The organism is Chryseobacterium sp. S0630 (assembly GCF_024158915.1).
Classification (GTDB): domain Bacteria; phylum Bacteroidota; class Bacteroidia; order Flavobacteriales; family Weeksellaceae; genus Chryseobacterium.
Genome location: NZ_JAMZGF010000033.1, coordinates 16,144 through 30,907 on the forward strand (window position 1 = coordinate 16,144; position 14,764 = coordinate 30,907).

The following is a 14,764-nucleotide window of genomic DNA, read 5'->3' on the forward strand; positions in this document are numbered from 1 at the left end:
TATATTTACGAAATTATCATTATCATGTGAAAAATTTATTTACTTTCCTCACATTATCTGTAATTTTATTCTTTCCCTCATTATTTTCTTCACAGATCCCCGGGATGGTGAACTATAGCGATGAGGAAGGATTAAACTGCTCCTATACCTATCATCTGAGACAAGATAAAAATGGCTTCATCTGGATAGGCAGCGATAATGGTTTATTCAGATTTGACGGAAAAGAATTTAAACAATACGGTAAGAAAGAAGGGTTAAAGAATATTGATATTATATCCTGTGAGCCTTTGCCCAACGGCGAGGTATTCATTCTTCCCTTTCTGAATGATTTTGCTTATTTAAAAAACGGTCGTGTTATCAATCTGAACATCAATGACTATGTAAAAAATCAGTTTTCAAGCTCTATTCCGAAAGTTACCCGTGATGGAAACCGACTTTATCTTTATGGAAATTTAAACCCTCAGAATATTTTCATCTATGAAAGCGGAAAAGTTAAAAAGATCCCCATCCCATTAGATTACGGGAAAAGATATTTTGCAACGCTCAGGTTTGAGCCGCATACTTACAATCTCTATTTGCATGATTCTCATCAGGGAAATATACTTGTCTACAATATCCTCACCGGAAAAAAGCAATATTTAAAAGCAGAAACCGGAAGTATGATCTGTGAAAAGGATGATCTTTTTGTCTTCTTAAATAAAAATACAATTGAAGTGTATCAACTTTCTGCTCCTTCAGGTATAAAAAAGATTCTATCTTATGATTGTGGTAAACAAGAGAATGTTTTCTACGGGCTTATTGATAAAAACAATAAACTATGGCTGAATATAAGTAATGGAGGCGTTTTATATTTCAACCAATCACTGACTGAAAAAAAGATAAACCTTGGTAAGCCTATCAAAATACTGGACCGTTATGTGATCAATAATGTTCTTGTAGACAAGGATGATAACGTATGGTTCAATTCACGGAATAATGGTGTATTTTTCATATCAAAATCCCTTTTTGCCAATCATATCAATTTGCCTGTAAAAAGTAATTCTGAGTATATAAAAGCCATTGCAAAAGATAACGGAAATATTCTTCTCGGCTACAATCAATCTGCCGGTGCTCTTATCAGCAAAAACAATAAAATACAAAATATTATCCTGGATAAGGGTGATAAAGATGAAAACATCTCGGTTTATTTAAAAGCCAATATTTCCATTTTCGGTTTATCAGGTAAAGTTATTGTTCATGATATGACCAATAATACTTCTAAAAAGATATATTGTTCCTTAAAGAACATTGTCTCTTACACCCAGGATTCCTTATTTTTCTGTACATCTGGCGGCTTATTGACCTACAGTTTAAAAACTAAAAAAACAACCACTCTTTTTCAGGAGCGGGTATACACCGTTTTTCCCTATGATAAAGAGAATCTGTTTATCGGCAGCTTCAGTGATCTGTACAAATACAATATCAGAAACCGGAAAAAAACTTTATTCTTAAAGGGATACTATTTTACAGATATTAAAAAATTAGATGATCATACTTATTTGGGAGCAACTAATCTCCACGGGATTATTATTTTTAATACTCAAGGAATTATAAGAAAAATCGGAAAGAATGATGGATTAATCAATGACCAGGTAAAAAAAATAGAAGTAGAAAATAAAAATACATTCTGGGCCAGCACCAATTCAGGGATATCCAGAGTTGAACTGACAGCAAAGAATCAACATATCAATAACTTCACCCAGACAGACGGACTTCCCTCTGATGCAGTGGCCGGTTGCGTGATAAAAAATGACACCATCTTCATTGGAACTTCTAAAGGACTTGGAATATTTTCCATCAAAAAATTACTGACTCAGGAAAAATTCATTCACAAAAAAGTAGTTATTAACTCTGTATCTATTGAAAATAATGAGCATTACGACCTGCAGAAAAGCCTGACTGCTTATCCCCACAATACCGTTATTTTTAATCTCAGCTTTCTTGATTATCCCTCATTGGGAAAAATAAGCTATAAATATAAGCTGGAAGGGTTAAATAACTCATGGCAAATCAATAATTCTTCTAAAGTCATCTTCAACTCTATTCCTCCAGGCAAATATACCTTCCGGGTTTACGGTTTAGGATATAACGGAAAACAATCCTATGCTTCTTCTGACCTTACTTTTTATATAAAGCCTCTCTTCTGGCAGACATGGTGGTTCAGGCTGATACTGGCCATCTTCATCATCGGAGCTTTATTGATGATTATATTTTCTTATCTGCATAAAAAAAGGAATAAGAAACTGGAAAAAATGGAGTACGAAAAAAAGATTGCCGAACTTGAACTCCAGGCTATTAAAGCTCAGATCAATCCTCATTTTATTTATAACTGCCTGAACTCCATTCAATTTTTATTGTATAAAAAAGATTATCAAGAAACAGAAAACTATCTGGATATTTTCGCCAAGATGATCCGAAAAACGCTTTATTATTCAGAAAAAACCTTCATGCCTATTAAAGATGAAGTTGAATATCTCACATTGTATCTTGACATGGAAAAGCTTCGTGTAAAAGATCTTTTTGATTATAAAATTATTATTTCTGAACAGGTAGATCCTAACTGGACGATTCCCTCTTTACTGATTCAGCCTTTTGTGGAAAATGCGATAAAGCATGGCATTTCAGGGTTAAAAGACAGAAAAGGAGAAATTCTTATCCGCTTTGATTATACGAATGTTTCTTTATGCATCACCATTGAAGATAATGGTGTAGGAATCCCCAACCAGGAATCTTTGAAAAAAGACAACTCCTTTGGGGTAAAGCTTTCTCATAAAAGAATTGAGACTTTTAAACAGCTTTTTGATACCAATATATTTTTAGAAATCAATGCGTTTCCGGAAAGCAACAGACAGGGAACACAAATCAAACTTTATATAAAACCTTATGAGAAATAAAATACACGCATGTATTGTTGATGATGAACAAGATGGAAGAGATTATATTGCATTACTTATGGAAAATGAATTTCCTGAAATCAATATTGAATTCCAGGCTTCCTCCGTGGAAGAAGCTTATATTTACCTTATCAAAAACTCTCCCGACATTCTGTTTCTCGATGTTCAGTTGGGTGATGGAACCACTTTCGATTTACTCTCAAAGCTGAATGAAGTTCATTCCCAGATTATTTTCATCACAGCTTACGAAAATTTTGCCATTCAGGCAATTAAAAATGGAGCTACAGATTATCTTTTAAAGCCTATAAAAAAAATGGATTTTATGATTGCTGTCAATAAAACCCTGGACAATATTAAAAAAATACAGACTCCCAATCCTACTCTTCTTAAAGATAACAAAATCATTCTTTCTACCCTTCAGGGATTTAAGTTGGTAGAAATATCCAATATCATCCGTTGTGAAGCAGATTCGAGCTATACCCTTTTTTATCTTGCCGATAAATCAAAAATAATGGTATCCAAAACGCTTCATGAATTTGAACCCATTCTGATGGAACATCATTTTTTCAGGATACATCATAAGCATCTTATTAATATTAATCATCTTCAGGAATATATTAAAGGCAGAGGCGGACAGGTAGTAATGAGCGACGGATCCGTTCTGGATGTCTCCTACCGCAAGAAGAATGACTTCCTTTCCACCATAGGGAAACCCGAATAAAATATTTTCTTTCGCACTTACTTATTCAACCTCCGCACTTATTAGTTGGAGCTGTTTTTTGTTAAGACTCTTCTCTACTTTCGTCATGTTAAACAAAAAAAATTATCATGAAAATCACTAGAAAAGTACTCAAGAGAAATCAAATGAGATCCATTGCCGGAGGAACAGCATTTGTTACCCCAAGCAACCCTGGAACAATCCCTCAACCCCAGCCTCCTATTGCAACTAATCCGCAACAACCTATTGGAGGACTTCCTTTTATTTACACAATGCCATGGAATGGACTTCCCTGGATTGAACCTAAATAAGGAAAATTCTAAAGTTCCGGTCTTCGGATCGGGATTTTTTTTAATAGTACATCAAACACCAATAATCAATGACCATGAAAACAAGAATAAACTTTGAAAATATTGAACCACTACATTTCAATATTAAAAGACTTAAGACATCCATTAGTCATTCATTTTTATTAATGATTCTATCACTACTTTCTTTAGCTTGTCAGAAAAGTATTGAGGATATTAATGATTCTTCTGTTGAAAAAAAGAACATTACCAATGTTCAAAAAACAATAAACGCATCCCCTGAAAAGATGTTATATTTTGCCACATTAGATGAGTATGAAAACTTTTTCAACAATCCTGAGTTTGCAAACTTAAAGATTGAAACCACAGATTATTCTCCACTTCGAAATACGATTGAGGAAATCAACAAGCTCATGGATTCTGAAGATCCCAATATGGATACGAATCCAATAATGGAAGATGCTATTTATGATAATTACGGATTATTACTTGATATATTAAATCAGAAAAAGTTAGTCAGACTTGGCAATTATATTGTGAGAGTTGATCTTGCCAATAATACCGTATATACCATCCCTTCTGATACGCCAGACGCAGTAAACACTATCCTAAACAAATCTGGAAATGAATTCATTACACAGTATGATAATAACACCGAACTCGTTCCTATTTTATTCAATCTGTTGGGTTGTAATGATCGCTGGGCAATTCATAAAAAAGAAAAATTAGATAATGAGAGCGTACGTTGTTCTAACAAGAAAAGAACAAAAAAAGAACTGACCTACCAGGCAGCAGGAATTTATTTCTCTATAGTTGGTGAAGCTAAAGGTCAAAAAAAACCATTCCTTATATGGGTAGCAGACAATTATCAATACCCTGATATATCTTATTTTTCATATACTCTGAAAAAGAGATGTGGAAGTTCTGAAAGCTGGGGTGGAGATCCTGATAGTTGGACTGGCAGTTTAGCCTGGTCAAGTGACGGGAATAAAGCTACTTTCAGACCTTATCAGAGTACACATGCTTTAAAGGAGTACAATGTATATGCAAACATTGTAGGATGTGGTGGTACACACACATTACATATTGAGGATTACTAAATAATAAGGACAAATAATTTTATTATTAAAGAAGGACAGTTATAAACTGTCCTTTATTTATAGTTTTTCCTTAAATTCGGTCCACAAAACTGTTTTTATGATACAACTTCCTTTATCAAAACTTTCCAATGTAGGAACTACTATTTTCAGCCAGATGACTCAGCTTGCCAATGAAAATGAAGCCATCAATCTGTCTCAGGGATTTCCTGATTTTATGCCAGATTCAGAATTATTAAATCATGTAGATCATTTTATTAAAAAAGGCTTCAATCAGTATGCTCCTCTTGGCGGAATGATTGGCTTAAAGGAAGAAATTGCACGAAAAATTGAAAATAGTCATCAGGCAATTTACCATCCGGATTCTGAAATAACAGTTACTGCAGGCGGTACTCAGGCAATTTTCACGGCTATTGCATCATTTATTAAAAAAGATGATGAAGTGATTATTTTTGAACCTGCATATGATTGTTATGAGCCTACGGTAGAACTTTTCGGAGGTATTGTAAAACGATTTGAAATGAAAGCTCCGGATTATGAAATCAACTGGGATGAAGTAAAAAATCTTGTCAGCGAAAAAACCAGGATGATCATTCTTAATAACCCTAACAATCCTTCAGGAAAAATTCTGAAAGAAAATGATATACAGGAACTTATTAAACTGGTAAAAGGAACTTCTATTCTTATTTTGAGTGATGAAGTGTATGAAAATATTGTTTTTGATGGAAAACAGCATTTAAGCATCTGTAAGTATCCGGAATTGAAAGAAAGAAGCCTTCTTGTGGCCTCTTTTGGGAAGCTTTTTCATGTTACCGGATGGAAAGTAGGCTATTGTGCAGCACCTAAAAGCTTAACGGAAGAATTCAGGAAAGTACACCAATTCAATGTGTTTTGTGTAAACACTCCTATTCAGCTGGCTCTGGCAGAATACATGAAAAATGATGAACACTATACTTATCTGAATCAGTTTTTCCAGGAGAAAAGAGACTTTCTGAGAAAAGGTCTTACAGGTACATCGTTCGAACTTCTGGACTGTGAAGGAACTTATTTTCAGGCGGTGAAATATGATAAAATATCAGATAAAAATGATTTTGATTTTGCTTCAGAACTTACCATCAATCATAAGGTGGCCAGTGTTCCTTTCTCTTCTTTTTATAAAAACAAGCTGAATGAGAATGTGATCAGGTTGTGCTTTGCCAAGAAACAGGAAACTCTGGAAAAAGCACTTGAGAATTTATCAAAGATTTAATACTTCCTGATTAAAACAAAGAGGTAAAGAAATTATACATAAAACTCCGGAAATGTTTCCGGAGTTTTTATTTTTTATTCACAGGTGAATTTTAAATTAGCGGTGAAAGCAGTCTGGCCAGATGTTCAAAAAAAACTTTGAATTTTGACCTTTTTTTCCAGGCATCAAGGAAGATTTCTTCACAATCATTCATATCCTCAATAAAAAGGTTTTTAAGCTTCTGATTAATTTCTGCATCAAAGATCAATGTATTTACCTCAAAATTAAGTTCCTGACTTCTGACATCCATATTCGCAGTTCCTACAGACGAAAAATGGTCATCAACAATCATTGTTTTGGCATGAATAAATCCTTTTTTGTAAAAGAATACTCTCACTTTGTTCTCCAGAAGCTCTTCATAATAGGAATAGGCTGCGGCATTCACCACTACAGAATCTCCTGATTTTGGTACCATAAGCCTTACATCAAGTCCGGAAAGACCAGCCTGCTTTATAGCGTTCAATACCGTTTCAACAGGGATAAAATAAGGCGTTACAATATATACTCTTTTTTGGGCAGAAAGAATTGCCGAACTGGTGCTCAACATAATAGAAGGCCTGGTATCGGGGCCACTTGCAGCAACCTGAACGAGGGAACTTCCTGCTTCTGTTTTTTTATAATCGAAATACGATGTTGAGATTTCAGGAAATTTTTCAGTAGCAAAAACCCAGTTGCTGAAAAACAAAAATTGAAAATAAAAAGCGGCTTCTCCTTTAATATAAAGATGAACGTCTCTCCAGTACTGTTTTGGGTTAGGATTGATGTATTTATCCGAAACATTAATGCCACCTGTAAAAACCTCAGTCCCATCTACAATGATGATCTTCCTGTGATCTCTGTAATTCACTCTGTTGGCTAGAAGCCTGAAAGTAATTTTGTTGACCGGAGATACTTCCACTCCTGCTTCCTGTAATTTTCTTAAAAACTTCCGGCCTAATTTTCCACTTCCCAGATCATCATAAAGAAAACGTATTTTAACACCTTGCTTTGCTTTCCTCATCAACAGATCAGCAAGCCTGTTTCCGACATCGTCATTATCATAAATATAATATTCCAGATGGATATGATGCGCTGCCTTTTCAAGTACTTCAAAAACTTTTTCAAATTTAGCTTCACCATTGATCAGGACTTCTGTATGATTTCCCTGAGAAACAGGCGCATTTCCGGCATTGTAAAGAAAATTAACAGTGAGCAAAAAATTCTGTAATTCTTCCTGATGAGCAATCAGTGTTTTATGATGGGTTTCTTCAATATATTGCTGTACTTTTTGATATATCTGCTCATTACGTTCTATTTTGAAGGTATAAAATTTATTCTTTTTGAAATTGACTCCAAAAACAAAATAAATGATGATTCCCACCACCGGAAGAAAAATAATAAGCAGAAGATAAGCCAGTGTTTTGCTTGTATTTCTGGTATCCATAATGATCTTACCCGCAAGGAAAGTAACCCCGAGAAGATAAAGGGCCTCAAATCCCAACAAAATGTATGGATACTGATCAAGAAATTCTTTAACCATATTGACTGATCTCTAGGTTAAAGATAGTGAAAAAGGCCAAAAAGGAAATTAAAAATTTCTCTTTTTGGCCTTTTAAAGTTCTATAGGAACATTCCTCCTGAAACTTCAATTCTTTGTCCATTGATCCATCTTGCATCTTCCGTACACAGGAATGCCACCACTCCACCAATGTCATCCGGAAGACCTACTCTTCCGAGTGCTGTAGCTCCCGCTACCATTGCATTGATCTCTTCATTGTCTCTTACTCTTCCGCCACCAAAATCTGTTTCAATAGCTCCCGGAGCTACAACATTGGCTTTGATTTTTCTTGAACCTAATTCTTTAGCCATGTATTTGGTCAGCATTTCTACACCTGCTTTAATTGATCCATAAATAGAAGATCCCGGTGTTGCAAATCTTGCCAGCCCTGAAGAGACATTAATAATACCTCCTCCATCATTAATAAATGGTAATAATTTTTGAGTCAGGAAAAACACTCCTTTAAAGTGAATATCTACCACATCGTCCAATTGCTCTTCCGTTACTTCTGTAATCGGGGAATATAAGGCTGTTCCTGCATTATTGATCAGGTAATCGATATGAGTACTTCCTGTATTTTGCTGCAAATGATCTGTTACGTTTTTTACAAAAGTATCAAAGCTTTTAATATCTTTTGTATCAAGCTGAAATGCTACAGCTTTCCTTCCCATTGATTTGATTTCATTGACAACAGCATCAGCCTCTTCTTTGTTACTTCTGTAGGTAATGATAACATCTAATCCTTTTTGAGCAATTTTAAGCGCTGAGTTTTTCCCTAATCCACGGCTTCCTCCGGTTACCAGTGCAATATTTGTTTTTGTGTTCATTGTATTTTGATTATTTTGATGGTACAAAGTTGGGATATTTTCAGACTGAAGTGTTTGCTTGAATCAATCTGAAATTTGCAAAATTCAAATCAGGAACGAAATTCCAATGGAGTAAACGTTGTTTTCCTTTTAAAGAAATTGGAAAAATGAGCAATCTCCTCAAATCCCAGAGCGTAAGATATTTCTGAAACATTCCATTTTGTCTGTTTTAAAAGTATTTTAGCTTCCTGAATAATCCGGTCCGAAATAAATTCTGTGGTTGTCTTTCCGGTGCTTTCTTTTAATCTTTTGTTTAAGTAATTGACATGAACGGCCAATCGGTCTGCATAATCTTTGGCGGTTTTCAATTGCAGTCTCTGTTCCCCTGATTCAATAGGAAACTGTCTTTCCAGCAGCTCTATAAATAAAGAAACTACTCGCATGGATGCATCATTTGAAGCTGATATTTTAGATGCAGGCTGTAATTTCTGCCCATAATGAATCAATTCCAGAACATAGTTTCTGATCAGATCATATTTAAATACATAATCTGAATCTATTTCTTTTTTTATCTTTTTAAATAGACTTTCAATCTCTTCTGCAAGCTCATTATCAATTTCAAAAACCGGAACTCCACCTGGCTGAAAAATAGGAAGATCTTCCAGATTATAATAAGATTTATCCTTAATGAAGAAATCTTTCGTAAATACACAGAAACTTCCGGACTGTTCAGGATCTTCAGGAACCCAGTGATAGGGAACTTTAGGCGTAGCAAATAATAAAGCATTCTGTTTTATTGAAATTACTTTGTCTGCATATTCTGCCCTATTCCGCCCTCTTATAAAGCTGATTTTATAGTATTTCCTCCTGTTATAAGGCATTTCGGAAGTGGCCTTTGCTCTTTCTATCGTTTGGGCAATATCAAAAACATTAAAGTGACCGATATCTTTATGAAGCCCTTTGGGAAAAATACTTTCAAGATCTTTTCCCAGCTTGGCTGCCATCGCTTTATAAAAATCTTCCAGTGAAGTGTGTGCTATTTTTTCCATCACAAATGATTTGTAAAATTCAAATATACAAAGTTATGAAACAGACTGCTTTAAAATGTTTCCAGATTGTTCATCTGAACTTCTCATTTCTGAAAATATTGTTATAATGAATATCTCATTACTCCATTGAAAATTCCGAAGATTTATTTAAAATTCTTCATTTTTTCTAAACACAGTGATATAATTCATTTATTTTACTTACTTTCGTTAAAACTAACTTATTAAAAATCAAATCAATGAAAAATCAAATCAATCAAATTGGAAAAAAATTAAACAAAAAAGAATTAAGTATTATTAAAGGAGGTCTTATCAACTGTATCGAACCAGTTCTATGCCCTGTTCTTCCATGTGAACCTTCATCTGATCCTTATGGATGTACGATCATTTCTCCAAAATGTGCTCAAAAGGAGTGTAGACCACAATTATAATATCTAATAATTCTTTAAATAAAAATAAAAATAATATGAAAATGGAACTTAATAAAGGTAAAAAACTTAACAAAAAAGAATTAAAAACTATCAAAGGGGGATTGCTGGACTGTATGGAAGCTGTCCCATGTACAGAGTTTCCTTGCGAGACTTATCCTCCTGGGGATATTAGAAACTGTACTATATTTTCTCCAAGTTGTGCTCAAAAAATTTGCAGACCTTAAGACCTAACATCTATTGAATTCTAATTATATCAATAATCACTAAACCAAACACTATGAAAAATCAAGATTTAACTCACGGAAAAAAATTGAACAAAAGACAATTAAGAGTAATAACCGGAGGAAAAGAAATGTGTCTGCTTCCAGACCTTACATGTAAGAAATATTCTTTTGCCTGTGCAGAACTACAATGCCAGCCCGGTATTGAATTGTAATAAGCTCCCGAAAAACTAAAACCATAAAAACTTTAACGAATGAGAAATCAATATTTAAACAATGGTAAAAAACTCAATAAAAAAGAGTTGAAGACCATTAAAGGAGGTGTAATGATATGCAGCCATCAAGGTATTTGCGCACAAGTTCATCCTTCATGTTATGAACCGGAGTGCCGAACTGGAGAGGCACAGTTAAGATGTACAGATATAGCCAATCACTGTGTAGTTTTCTCTCTATCCTGTATAGAGCCAAAATGCCGATTCGATATAGGTATTCCGCTTTAATGATAAAAACAAAAAGAACTGCTCTCTGATTTCAGGAGCAGTTCTTTTAATCAACAATATTTATTCTGAATAAATGCAAAAAACGCTCCCAAATTCATGGAAGCGCTTTTTTTATAACTAACTTTAATACTTTTCTTATATGTTGAATCTAAAGTGCATGATGTCACCATCCTGTACGATATATTCTTTACCTTCTACAGAAAGCTTTCCTGCTTCTTTTATTTTTACTTCAGAACCGTAAGTAATGTAATCGTTATACTTGATTACTTCTGCACGGATAAATCCTTTTTCAAAGTCTGTGTGGATAACTCCTGCAGCTTGTGGAGCTGTCCATCCCTGTCCGATAGTCCATGCTCTTACTTCTTTTACTCCAGCTGTAAAATACGTCTGAAGTTTCAAAAGATCATATGCTTTTCTGATCAAACGGTTTACACCAGGTTCTGTAAGACCAAGTTCATCAAGGAAAATTTCTCTTTCTTCGAAAGTTTCAAGTTCATTGATATCAGCTTCGATCTGTGCTGCCAGTACTACTACTTCAGCACCTTCACCTTTAGCCATTTCTTCAATCTTAGCAATCCACTCATTTCCGTTTTTGATAGAATTTTCATCTACGTTACAAACGTAAAGAACCGGTTTATTTGTCAATAACTGAACTTCTCCGATAATTGATTTTGTAAAATCATCAGTCGCGAATTCTCTTGCATTTTTACCATCCTCAAGGAATTTCTGTAAATTCTGAAGCGTTTCGTAAGTAAGAATATCTTCTTTCTTCCCTGACTTGATGAATTTTTTAGCTTTCTCAACTGCTTTTCCTACAGTTTCAAGGTCTTTCAGCTGAAGCTCTATATCAATAATTTCTTTATCTCTTAATGGGTCTACTGAACCTTCTACGTGAACGATATTTCCATTGTCAAAACATCTTAAAACATGAATAATCGCTTCACACTCACGGATATTAGCTAAGAACTGGTTTCCCAATCCTTCTCCTTTGCTGGCTCCTTTTACAAGACCTGCAATATCAACAATCTCAACTACAGCGGGTAAAACTCTCTCAGGTTTTACGATTTTCTCCAGTTCAAACAATCTCTGATCCGGTACAGAAACCGTTCCTAGGTTCGGTTCAATAGTACAGAAAGGATAGTTTGCTGATTGAGCTTTTGCATTGCTCAGACAGTTAAAAAGAGTTGATTTACCTACATTCGGTAAGCCTACGATTCCACATTTCATATTGTAAAATTCAAAGTTTAAGGTTTAGGGCAACCCAAGGTATCTTCAACTTTAAACATTGATCTCAGAACCTTGAATTACGAGTGTGCAAAGATAGTGATTTTTGGGGGAGTTTCATAATAAAAAAATCTGCCAATATTCTGACAGATTTTCAAAAGGTTTGAATTCACCGGATGTTTTATGGGTTAGCACCCGTAGCATTCTGAGCCAGTGGAACATCATTGGGTGCTTCCTGTAAAGTTTTATCTAAAGTAAATAAAGATTCGTCAGTAGCTCTGTCTCCACCTGCAATTTTCAGCTTGTCAATCAAATTCTGAGCTAATGTTTCTTCCTCAATCTGTTCCTGTACAAACCATTGCATAAAATTCCATGTTGCCCAGTCTTTTTCTTCCATAGACAAATCCACAATTTTGTAGATAGCAGTTGTATTGTCAACTTCATGTTTAAAAACACCGTCAAAGCAGGCTGTAAGAGTCTTAGGATCAGCCGGAGGAGCCGGAATGGCTGTTACTTTTGGTTTTCCGCCTCTGTTTAAAATGTATTCCATGAATTTAATGGAGTGATTTCTCTCTTCCTGAGCGTGGCGGTATAGGAAGTTAGCAATCCCCTGATAGCCTTTGTCGTCGGCCCAGATTCCGTAAGATAAAAAAACGTGTGATGCATGAATTTCTTTGTTCATCTGATCGCTAAGTGCTTTTTCCATGCTGGTGGAAAGTCTTTTAGTATTCATAATGTTATATTTTGGTGATTATGGAATGAATCATGCAAAAACAGTTCCGACAAGTTCATTATTTTATATAAAATTGCATACCACACTTAAAAATACAACTGATTTACAATCATTTAAGCTAATAATTTATAGTTATTCTAAAATAAAAACCGGTTCTCAGACAGAACCGGTTTTATTAAATTCATGATTGAGATTGCTTTACCTAAAGGTTCGCAATGACATATTTAGAATGGGTTGTATCCCAACTATTTAATCTTTCTTGCTGTATAATCACTTTCATTCCCTAACCTATCAATAGCTTTAATGGCAACTGCATTCAGTTTTTTCCCGTCTTTAGATTTAGGAATGTCTTTTGAAAGGGTATCCAGCGTTAAAATTTCTGTTTGCCATACACCGTTATATTGAGTAAAAAGCACCCATAGAAATACATCGGCAGCATTTTTTGTACTCCAGCTTGTCTGAGCGAAGCTTCCGTTATCAGCAATAAATAAGGTAGGAGTTTGCAATGGAACTGCTTTTATCCATGGTGATTTCGGAACCAATGCTTTCTCATTGTATGGCCCGTTTTTCAAAGCAGGAAGCATATTTGGGTTTTTGGTAAGCCCTGCAATGCTCCAGTGAATTTCTCCGGCATCACTTTTAAGGATATTTCTGGAAATAGCAATCTGGTTTTTGATTTCCGTTGGGCGGTCTGATACTTTAATCTCAACAGTATTCAATCCCGGCCATAAGTGACGATTCATTGTATTTTCGGACTGCCACCAACTCAGCAGAGCTTCGAAGCTTTGTCCTTTAGAATCTATGGGCCAGTACAGCTGTGGAGAGAAATAATCTACCCAGCCTTTATTTAACCATAATTTAGCATCTGCATACAATTCGTCATATTGAGAGGAACCTATAACTCCCATAGGATATCCGGGTTTCCAAATTCCGAACGGGCTGATCCCAAATCTTACATTATTCTTTTCTGCATGAATTTCTTTGTAGATACGCTCTACAAATTTATTCACATTATCTCTTCTCCAGTCTGCTCTGGATAAGGTTCCTCCACTGCTTACATAGGCATTCCAGCTTGCATTATCCGGGAAATCTGCCCCTTTATTGTAAGTAGCATAAGGATAGAAATAATCATCGAAATGCACAGCATCAATATCGTACCTTTTTACAATATCTTTCACCACATTGGATACGTGACCCTGAGTTTTCGGATTAGCCGGATCAAACCAGTACATTCCGTTCTTTAATCTTACTACAATATCAGACAGCTTATTGGCCATCGACAGGTTATTAACAGCTCCGCCATTTGTATGGTGGGCACGGTAAGGATTTAACCAGACATGAAGTTCCAACCCTCTTTTATGAGCTTCTTCAATCCAGAACTGAAGCGGATCATAGTTTGGATATGGAGCTCTTCCAGTTTCTCCGGTCAGAAAGTAAGACCATGGTTCGATATTACTTGTATAAAGTGCATCTGCGGAAGGTCTGATCTGAAAAATAGCAGCGTTGAAATTATTGTCTTTCAGCATATCAAGCATACTGATTGCTTCTGCTTTCTGTTGTTCCACCGTAAGATCATTTCTTGAAGGCCAGTTGATATTGGCAACACTGGCAATCCATGCTCCACGGAATTCTCTTTTGATTTCCGGAAGATTGGTTCTGAAATTTTCATCACTTGAAGCTACTGTTCCTGTTGTAGGTTTTGTAGCTGTTGGATTTACTTTTGGTGGATTTGTATTGTTGGTTGGTTTTGTCGGATTCTTTGTGGAAGGTGTTTTTACAACATTGTTCTGAACGGAACATGAGGTAGTGTAAGATGCAAAAAAGCCCAGTAAAACGATAAGTTTTAATTTATTCATTCTCATAGTCACAAAACTACATTAAAATTTATTTTTATTCTTAGAGATTATTATGCCAAAATAAGC

Annotated in this window: 14 protein-coding genes; 8 read left to right on the plus strand and 6 right to left on the minus strand. The window is 35.1% G+C overall.

Annotated features, from left to right (window positions below; genetic code table 11):
* Window positions 1–104: 104 nt before the first annotated feature.
* From NK356_RS14880 to NK356_RS14900, 5 genes are all read left to right on the plus strand, one after another.
* Complete coding sequence (locus tag NK356_RS14880; protein ID WP_253317343.1) at window positions 105–2,933, plus strand: histidine kinase; 2,829 nt, start codon at window positions 105–107, stop codon at window positions 2,931–2,933.
* The gene (locus NK356_RS14885; protein WP_253317344.1) at window positions 2,923–3,654 is read left to right on the plus strand and encodes a LytTR family DNA-binding domain-containing protein; all 732 of its coding nucleotides are present in this window, start codon (window positions 2,923–2,925) and stop codon (window positions 3,652–3,654) included. The genes NK356_RS14880 and NK356_RS14885 overlap by 11 nt, the downstream gene beginning before the upstream one ends.
* A 107-nt stretch (window positions 3,655–3,761) precedes the next feature.
* Window positions 3,762–3,962 (plus strand): hypothetical protein, encoded by a 201-nt coding sequence (locus NK356_RS14890; RefSeq protein WP_034696507.1) that lies wholly within the window; start codon window positions 3,762–3,764, stop codon window positions 3,960–3,962.
* Window positions 3,963–4,036: 74 nt separating this feature from the next.
* Complete coding sequence (locus NK356_RS14895) at window positions 4,037–5,059, plus strand: hypothetical protein (protein WP_253317345.1); 1,023 nt, start codon at window positions 4,037–4,039, stop codon at window positions 5,057–5,059.
* Window positions 5,060–5,156: 97 nt separating this feature from the next.
* Complete coding sequence (locus NK356_RS14900) at window positions 5,157–6,305, plus strand: methionine aminotransferase (RefSeq protein ID WP_034696511.1); 1,149 nt, start codon at window positions 5,157–5,159, stop codon at window positions 6,303–6,305.
* 91 nt (window positions 6,306–6,396) lie between these two features.
* Here the strand turns inward: NK356_RS14900 and cls are convergent, their stop codons facing one another.
* The 3 genes from cls to NK356_RS14915 form a co-directional block, all read right to left on the minus strand.
* The gene (gene cls / locus NK356_RS14905) at window positions 6,397–7,863 is read right to left on the minus strand and encodes a cardiolipin synthase (RefSeq protein ID WP_253317346.1); all 1,467 of its coding nucleotides are present in this window, start codon (window positions 7,861–7,863) and stop codon (window positions 6,397–6,399) included.
* 80 nt (window positions 7,864–7,943) lie between these two features.
* On the minus strand, window positions 7,944–8,708 hold the full coding sequence (locus tag NK356_RS14910) for an SDR family NAD(P)-dependent oxidoreductase (protein WP_034696514.1): 765 nt from the start codon (window positions 8,706–8,708) through the stop codon (window positions 7,944–7,946).
* Window positions 8,709–8,797: 89 nt separating this feature from the next.
* Window positions 8,798–9,736, minus strand: a complete 939-nt coding sequence (locus NK356_RS14915) for an AraC family transcriptional regulator (RefSeq protein WP_253317347.1) — start codon at window positions 9,734–9,736, stop codon at window positions 8,798–8,800.
* Window positions 9,737–9,972: 236 nt separating this feature from the next.
* Here NK356_RS14915 and NK356_RS14920 point away from each other — a divergent pair, with 236 nt between their 5' ends.
* From NK356_RS14920 to NK356_RS14930, 3 genes are read left to right on the plus strand one after another with little or no spacing between them, the layout of a single operon-like run.
* Window positions 9,973–10,164: a hypothetical protein gene (locus NK356_RS14920; protein ID WP_156106467.1), complete on the plus strand. Its 192-nt coding sequence runs from the start codon at window positions 9,973–9,975 to the stop codon at window positions 10,162–10,164.
* A 35-nt stretch (window positions 10,165–10,199) separates the two neighbouring features.
* Window positions 10,200–10,388, plus strand: a complete 189-nt coding sequence (locus NK356_RS14925) for a bacteriocin (protein WP_034696516.1) — start codon at window positions 10,200–10,202, stop codon at window positions 10,386–10,388.
* Between the two features lie 53 nt (window positions 10,389–10,441).
* A complete protein-coding gene (locus tag NK356_RS14930; protein WP_185103701.1) occupies window positions 10,442–10,600 on the plus strand; it encodes a hypothetical protein in 159 nt (52 codons plus the stop codon).
* 420 nt (window positions 10,601–11,020) lie between these two features.
* Here NK356_RS14930 and ychF read toward each other — a convergent pair whose 3' ends face one another.
* The 3 genes from ychF to NK356_RS14945 form a co-directional block, all read right to left on the minus strand.
* Window positions 11,021–12,112, minus strand: a complete 1,092-nt coding sequence (gene ychF, locus NK356_RS14935) for a redox-regulated ATPase YchF (protein ID WP_253317348.1) — start codon at window positions 12,110–12,112, stop codon at window positions 11,021–11,023.
* 178 nt (window positions 12,113–12,290) lie between these two features.
* Window positions 12,291–12,842: a ferritin gene (locus tag NK356_RS14940; RefSeq protein ID WP_034696518.1), complete on the minus strand. Its 552-nt coding sequence runs from the start codon at window positions 12,840–12,842 to the stop codon at window positions 12,291–12,293.
* Between the two features lie 245 nt (window positions 12,843–13,087).
* On the minus strand, window positions 13,088–14,698 hold the full coding sequence (locus NK356_RS14945; protein ID WP_367399308.1) for a glycoside hydrolase family 10 protein: 1,611 nt from the start codon (window positions 14,696–14,698) through the stop codon (window positions 13,088–13,090).
* Between the last annotated feature and the right edge of the window lie 66 nt (window positions 14,699–14,764).